9 protein-coding genes are annotated in these 7,205 nt (G+C 40.1%); 6 read left to right on the forward strand and 3 right to left on the reverse strand.

Features of this window, described 5'->3' with window-relative positions:
* Positions 1-1,377, reverse strand: a 1,377-nt coding sequence (locus E5A76_RS19815) for a tetratricopeptide repeat protein (RefSeq protein ID WP_187695705.1), incomplete at its 3' end; no start/stop codon positions are given.
* 1,284 nt (positions 1,378-2,661) lie between these two features.
* On the opposite strand from E5A76_RS19815, the gene E5A76_RS19820 reads away from it, so the two are divergent.
* From E5A76_RS19820 to E5A76_RS19835, 4 genes are all read left to right on the forward strand, one after another.
* Entirely contained in the window at positions 2,662-2,907 is a 246-nt protein-coding gene (locus tag E5A76_RS19820; protein WP_161119978.1) for a hypothetical protein, read from the forward strand.
* 208 nt (positions 2,908-3,115) lie between these two features.
* Positions 3,116-3,757, forward strand: a complete 642-nt coding sequence (locus E5A76_RS19825; protein WP_161119979.1) for an AAA family ATPase — start codon at positions 3,116-3,118, stop codon at positions 3,755-3,757.
* A complete protein-coding gene (locus E5A76_RS19830; protein WP_161119980.1) occupies positions 3,750-4,040 on the forward strand; it encodes a hypothetical protein in 291 nt (96 codons plus the stop codon). Before E5A76_RS19825 ends, E5A76_RS19830 begins: the two co-directional genes overlap by 8 nt.
* A 432-nt stretch (positions 4,041-4,472) precedes the next feature.
* Positions 4,473-5,528: a replication initiation protein gene (locus E5A76_RS19835; RefSeq protein ID WP_161119981.1), complete on the forward strand. Its 1,056-nt coding sequence runs from the start codon at positions 4,473-4,475 to the stop codon at positions 5,526-5,528.
* A 22-nt stretch (positions 5,529-5,550) separates the two neighbouring features.
* Here E5A76_RS19835 and E5A76_RS19840 read toward each other — a convergent pair whose 3' ends face one another.
* A complete protein-coding gene (locus tag E5A76_RS19840; protein WP_161119982.1) occupies positions 5,551-5,727 on the reverse strand; it encodes a hypothetical protein in 177 nt (58 codons plus the stop codon).
* A 13-nt stretch (positions 5,728-5,740) separates the two neighbouring features.
* Between E5A76_RS19840 and E5A76_RS19845 the strand changes: the two genes are divergently transcribed.
* Positions 5,741-6,328: a recombinase family protein gene (locus E5A76_RS19845; RefSeq protein WP_161119983.1), complete on the forward strand. Its 588-nt coding sequence runs from the start codon at positions 5,741-5,743 to the stop codon at positions 6,326-6,328.
* Between the two features lie 66 nt (positions 6,329-6,394).
* Positions 6,395-6,583: a hypothetical protein gene (locus E5A76_RS19850; protein WP_161119984.1), complete on the forward strand. Its 189-nt coding sequence runs from the start codon at positions 6,395-6,397 to the stop codon at positions 6,581-6,583.
* Between the two features lie 417 nt (positions 6,584-7,000).
* On the opposite strand, the gene E5A76_RS20540 is transcribed toward E5A76_RS19850, so the two are convergent.
* Positions 7,001-7,205 (reverse strand): hypothetical protein (locus E5A76_RS20540; protein ID WP_222932528.1); only part of this gene is annotated, 205 nt, incomplete at its 5' end.

The following is a 7,205-nucleotide window of genomic DNA, read 5'->3' on the forward strand; positions in this document are numbered from 1 at the left end:
TGCATAATTTCCTAGGTTATTGCTATGGTTAGGGTCAGCTTCAATTGCTCGTCGATAATATTGCTCGGCTTCTTCTAGCTTCCCTTGTTCATTAAGAAAATAGGCATAATTTCCTAGGTTTCTAGCCTGTTTAGGACTAGCGTTAATGGCAAGGTGGTAGGTTTCTTCGGCTTTTTCAAAATGCCCATGATGACTAAGAAAGTTGGCATAGTTTCCTAGTAATTGATAACTTTCAGGAAGTGCCTCAATTGCTTCTTTATAAAGCGTTTCTTGTTCTTCGTTATCACTTGTTTTCTGTATCTTTAATGACCAGTCCAACCAACTCCAATTATCCCTTTCTTGATTTTGTGGTTGGAGTATTTCCTGAACATCCTCATCTTTTGTTTCTTTACTCAAAGAGAGCATCTGTTCTTGTATTTGAACGATGAGCTGTTCTGATTTCTTTTTGATCTCTGTTATTTGTTTGTGGCGATCAAAGCCAACCACCTCACCCATTTTCAGCATGAGTTCATCAAATCCCATGCCAGGTACAAGAACGCCATTGTGCTCTATCATTAACTGTTTGATGGCATCATTAGGCGCTCCGTCAGGTGCGTAGTAACACCAGAATGGTTGCCCTGAAATCTCTTTTTTATCAAGTCCCTGTAGGAAATCCATCAAACTTCCATCATTGCCGCCATAACCAATAAATACGGGGGTATAGAACTTAAAAATATTCTTTAGTGTTTGGTTCCAAGACAGTTCTAAAGAACTTGTTCCTTCTGTGGTATTTTTGGGGTCTGTAAACAGATCACGGTGGATTTTGGCAACGATAGGGCGTCGTGATAAAGGCTTTGCATAACTTGCTAGTGATTCATGGCCAATGACATGTGGGTAAGTTCCACCATAAATAGATACGGCATCCGCAACTAAGTTATCAAAGTTGGTTGTGATCACCATTCGGTGGCGTGTAGAAGATAATATCCAAGCTAATACCGCGTAACCTAAACTCGGTTTACCATCCTTTATTGCCTTTTCTAATGCAGCATAGCCTGAGTCGTGATCGCCCTCAAAACACTTTTCAAATATCTTTGGGTAGTGTTTGGCAAGGTTGTTGGGTTCCCAGTTTTCCAAATCTAGTGGATTGCTTGCAAGCCAATTTTTATAATCAGATGTTGGTTCATGCTCGCGATGGTAAATGATCTCCATCCATTCCTTAGCTAAGGCTGCGGCTCCCTTTATGTTTGAATTTATAGATGCACCTGCACCTAAAATAAATGCAAAACGACGATCTTCTATATCGTTATGGATGCGTTTTATTTCTTGTAAAAAACCTTTCAGCGACCACGTGCGAGGCTCTATTTTTTCATTCTTTTTCTGAACTTGTGGCTTTTTCATTGTTTTATTCTTTGAGGCAATTAATTGCTTTTATTTTACTGTAATTACTCACAGTACTAAAAGTGTTTGATATCAATTGCTGGTTTATTATGCCTAGCTAATTAGGCTTTTTGCGGGTTATGGCTAATTTTTCTGAGTCGTTTGTCAGCGAAAAATTCGGGGAAAAAAAGCAAACTTAGCGTTCGGAGAACCGCGGTTTTTTCCGAACGCTTGCGAAGCAAAGCGGAGCAACATAAGGGGTAAACAATTTTATGATGTGTAGTAATGTTCTGATGAGAAAGATTGTTCGAGAATAACGGTCGTTTATTTCGTACAGGCAATAGCAATCATTAGACGGGGGCTGGGTGATGCCATACCTATGCGTTAGCATCAATCAAAAACCGTTCCATCTTCTGAGTGCTTTTAAGCATGTTGGCTGTTCAATGTAATGCGTTATCAGGTGCGATTGTTCTGCGACAGATTAGTTTGGGCTGGGCATAGTCGCACGGTTCGCCAGTACCGCTGCAGATCGGGGCGTTACTCCCTCTCATTTCTTGGTTGGTTTGTGTGTGTCGAATGACATCAATCAGACCTAACAACCAAGCATCTAAAATAATCGGTGATATGTGATCACCCATTACGCCATACCTGTTTATCACAGCACTTAACTGCACCATAAGTGCCATACGTCCCCGTCAAGACGGCATTACGTTGTCACGTATTCCATTGCTTTTTATTGTGCTGAAAACCAATAACCACCCATTTATTTAATGTCGCTGGCGTGGTGTTCCCCGCAACGACAAAGGCTGAATACGTTACCTTATTTTTTGTGATGAGCATCGTAGAGGACGAGTTGATACGACTGCATCAAAGCAGCATAATGAAAGGGATTGTTCACTTCCCTATGTATTCCTTTTGCACTGCGCCAACAGTGACAAAGGTTATCGACCGTCCTTATCGCTCTGCGTTAATGGCTCCTTTCGCTATAAACAAGCCAATCACATTACAAAATAAAAACAGTCACTTATGTTACGTTTTGAGATAGCGCGATCAGTGTATTTGTTGCTATGTAAAACGTATTTTATGAGTTACAGGGTAATGATGTTTCTCTCGTACAACCTAACGCACTATAACTTTTGTTTTTTATGGCAAAAAATTGGTTAAATAAAAACTCACCTTTAATCGTTAATTGCTATTCGCTTATCAAAAGTTTTCGTCATCCGCTCAATAACCTAAATCGCATAGTTACCTTGTTGTGACTACTTTAAACTCACTCACTTGGTTTTATTCTTTCAAGGAAACACAATGACTGCTATTCACTCAATTACAGGACTACAAATCACCAAGTCATTCATGGTCAACCTAGTAAACGTTCTCAATATTTCTACTGAAGAAGAAGGCGTGATTGCGTTATGCTTCCCTGATCATCTGGTAGAAATTTATTCTTGTGATGAAGATAAACCTCACGTTGGTTTTACTTACTATGTTCCAGTAAATGAATTTCATCGTATCAAGCGTGAAATCGAGCAATTTTTTAGTGTAGAGCTTTAAATAAAAAGCGAATGCACTATGCATTCGCTTTTTTAATTCTACATCGTCAGTACTATTGATAACCGTATCTATTGCTCTCCTATAAGTCCCCATTACTTAAATGTTATTGATATAAAATTTCACCATTCTTATGTTTGTTATTTAACTTGCATAAGTTACGTAAGTTATTACACTTACTAAAGTTACTTAACTTACGTAAGAGATAATAATGGGAAAGATTATTTTGCTTGGTAGCCAAAAGGGCGGCTGTGGTAAATCCACCTTAGCGGTAAACGTGGCTGGTTGGTTAGTAAACCAAGGCCACAATGTGATTTTGGTTGATGCCGATCCTCAAGGCTCTGCCGTTCGTTGGGCACAAGATCGCCAGGATCAAGAAACCCTAAAACATATCCCTCACGTACAAGCGTCAGGCAACATTAACCAAACCTTGAAAGATTTGGCGGTCCATTACGATTATGTAGTTGCCGATACCGCAGGGCGTGATAGCCGTGAATTACGTACCGGTATGGTGATTGCCGATGTGCTGTTATCCCCTTCTCGTCCATCGCAGTACGACCTAGATACTTTGCCACACCTCACCGATGTATTTCTTCAAGCACAAGACATTAACCCAAAACTAAAAGGTTACCTGGTACTGAATATGTGTCCAACTAACCCTGTGATCAAAGAAGCGGATGACGCCAAAGAATACCTCTCTGATTTTCCAGAGTTCGGTGTCGCAACCACGCTGGTTTATGATCGCAAAGCCTTCCGTGATTGTGTGGCAGAAGGTAAATCGGTCTTTGAGTGGAAAGATGCAAAAGCCAAAGCTGAAATTAGCGCATTGATGGAGGAAGTATTCCATGGTTAAAAAACGTGAACGTGTGACTGAGCAGCAGAAGATTGATGCTTTTGCCCGTGGTGCTGAAATTAAAATTGTAACCAAAGAAACAACGTCTAAGCGTGAAAAGAAATTTAAGCGTGTAACTTTCTCACTGACTGAGCATGAAGATAAATTGATTGATGAACTTTCACTGCAAGTACGTTCGTTCCGTTGTAATCGCTCGCAAGTTGTCAAAGCAGCACTGGCTTTATTGGCTGAGCAAGACGAAAAAATGCGAATTACTCTGTTAGAAAAACAAAAAGAATTTTGATTGTTTGTCGCTGTGGGTATGTGCGTTAACTCGAAGAGTTATCCACATATGCACGGCCCTATATAACAATATATAAATCTATATAGATCTATATAAAGATCTATAAGATCTATAAGGTCTGAAAAACTATTTATAATCAGTAACCTACAAGCTTTGTGGTCACAAATTTTTAGTGGGTAAGTCACATTTTTTTAGTGTATCGGTCACATTTTTTTAGTGTATGGTCACATTTTTTTAGTGTATCGGTCACACATTTTTAGTGTATCGGTCACACATTTTTAGTGTTTTTGATTTTTTTACTCACAAAGCAAAATGGCTTCATTATTGGTCACACATTTTTAGTGTTTTTCGGTAAAAATCACTTCAAAGGTGACATAAATTTAGTAATATTGGGGCAAACACTAAAAATATGTGACCATAGGCATGGTAAAAATGACCGATAACACCCGAGATGTGCGCTTTCAAGTGACCACGGCAAACCCAAGTGAATTGCCAAAAACCTTCTTTCGAAAAAGTCACGAATTGGTGTTTAGCCAACTATCATTGACCGCTCGTGAGCATGACATGATGGCACTGTTCTTATCACGCTTAAATCGTGAGCATTGGTTAGACTTCATTGAAAAGCGTGATATTTACGCCCCACAATACACCTTCTCTGGGGATGTGCTGAAAGAATGGTTTGGGTTATCTTCTAAACAACTCTACCCAACGTTGCGCCCAGTGGCTGAGCGTTTAGCCAGTCGTAAAGTTGGTTTATCTAACGATCAGTGCGAAGAATTTGATTTCATTCCCCTGTTTGCCCGCGTGAAATACCACAAAGGAGCATTAACAATTGTCCCTAACAGCGAATTGATCCATGCCTATGTGGATTATTCAGCTGGTCATGCCCAAATTAACCATCACTCTTTCCGTAGCCTCAAATCAGAGCACTCAAAGCGCCTGTATACGCTTCTGTCGCGTTTTAAAGACGCAAATACAAAATTACACCAACAATCGATAGAATCGCTTCACGGGCTTTATGGGCTGCTTGACGAGAAAGGGAAATTATTAAAAAAGAGTTATGGCCAAAACAAAGTCTTCATTGATCGTTGCATTAAAAAACCGATCGAAGAAATGGCGAACAGTACCGATGTGCTTAAAGAGCTGCGCTTTGTGGTGGATGAAGAAACGGGAAATCTTGGGTTTAAGCCGATCTACCACGGTAAAAAAATTATCGCGATTGAGTTTTTATACCAGTGGGTAAGCAGCAACAACCAAGCGGAAAAACAGGCGCGTGAAGCGTTAGGTGCAGAAACCGTACCCGACAACCCAATGTTAGTGCTGGCGCGTGAAGCCTATCAAATCGTCATGGCTTACCCGTTAGAAGGGGAGTTAACCGACAAACATAAACTGGCACTTCAAGCAGTGAATATGGGGATAGTGGCACTGCCAGAAGATCTACCAATGGATGATACTTTCAACCGTAAAATGCTCCAAATGTCGGTATAACCCAATCCGAATACACCGTGATTTAATGGTGTACGGCAATTGGGTAACGCCATACTGCAATGCACTCACGCTCACCTTTCTTGTTTTTGTGGTGTGTTCTAATTGGGTAAACAACCCAATTAGAATACACCATCGCAATTTTCCTCTTCCCTTGTGGTGCAATTTCTCCTGTTTGTTTAGCGTGATGTTTCTTATCCAATCAAGGAATGATCATGGCTAGCTACGCTTATTTGCGGGTATCTGGTGATACCCAAGACGTAAACAACCAGAAACATGGCATTTTAGAGTACTCAAACCGCCTAGGGCTGAGTAACTTAGTTTTTGTAGAGGATTGTGTGTCTGGTGCTAAAAAATGGCGTCAGCGGCGTTTAGGGAGCTTATTAGAGGGGTTATCAGCAGGTGATGTGATCATTTTTGCTGAAGTCACCCGTATGGCACGTTCAACGCTGCAAGTATTAGAGATCTTAGAACTGTGCATGGAAAAGCAAATCAGCGTCCACATTGCCAAACAGAACATGCAGCTTGATGGCTCTATGCAAGCCAAAATTGTTGCCACCATCTTAGGGTTAGCCGGTGAAATAGAACGTGAGTTTATCCGAATGCGAACCAAAGAAGCGTTAGCGGCCCGTAAAGTAAAAGGGCAAATACTGGGCCGCCCGAAAGGACCTGCCAAACGTTTAAAGCTCGATGATAAACGCGAACAGATAGAAAAGTATCGGGCAATGGGGTTAGGAATTAGAGCCACCGCAAAGTTATTAGATATCGCACCTAGTACATTAAGTGATTATTTAAAGCGTTGATATATAATCAAAGAATAAGTTACACAACTTACTTAAGTTATGTAACTTATGTAAGTTACGTAAGTTATGCGAGTTACTCTTTTTTATGTGGCTGTTCCTGCTTGTTTCACACCTTTCCCTGCGGTCATTTCATCCTTCTATCAAGGGGACAATCAATCTAAAACAACGCGTCACAAATGTCTTGGCTTATTAGGGTTACAGGACGACAACGATGAGCGACAGATCAATATCAAGAAGAAACTTAAAATTAATTAATGCTAAAAGAGATTGGCACTGATCCTTCTTGGGCATTTATGTTTGCGCCTTTGGGTGATAGGCATAAGGTAAACCAGTTTTCAAGCAACGAAATGAAGCAGATAGAGTATTAAGAGCAGATTCAGGAGCCGAGTTAGGTGTGTAGGATGGTGAATGACGACTGTCTATGTGCTGGAATGCAGAATAAGCTAAATATTTTAAAGCTTCTTAACGGCCAACTTGGCTTTGGTGAAGGCTATCTTGCTCGACGTGTATTTATAAATTCGGCTCTAAAAGAGCATCAAGCTTAGGACTAAACGAATACTTTGCATACTACTTGCTAAAACATGCTGTAATTGTTCTAGTTGGTGTCTCTTTTCATTCTGACCTATGAAAAGAAAAAGGCTAAAATGATATATAGCCTCTTTCATGATGCGATTAATTGTTATTTTTAATGATGATGTTGCTTAATATTCCATATAAAATAATAAAAAAAGCAGAAGACCAAGCAAAATACGTTGAATATACTATCGCGATATGTGCTCGCAGAAAATTGTGATCGACCATCGTCATTGCGTTACCAGTAAGGTGACCATTTAATAATAAATTGGCATTATAACTTAAATTCATTCCTGAATATGCA

Origin of the sequence: Photobacterium lucens (assembly GCF_009873615.1) — a bacterium.
GTDB classification, from domain to species: Bacteria; Pseudomonadota; Gammaproteobacteria; order Enterobacterales; family Vibrionaceae; genus Photobacterium; species Photobacterium lucens.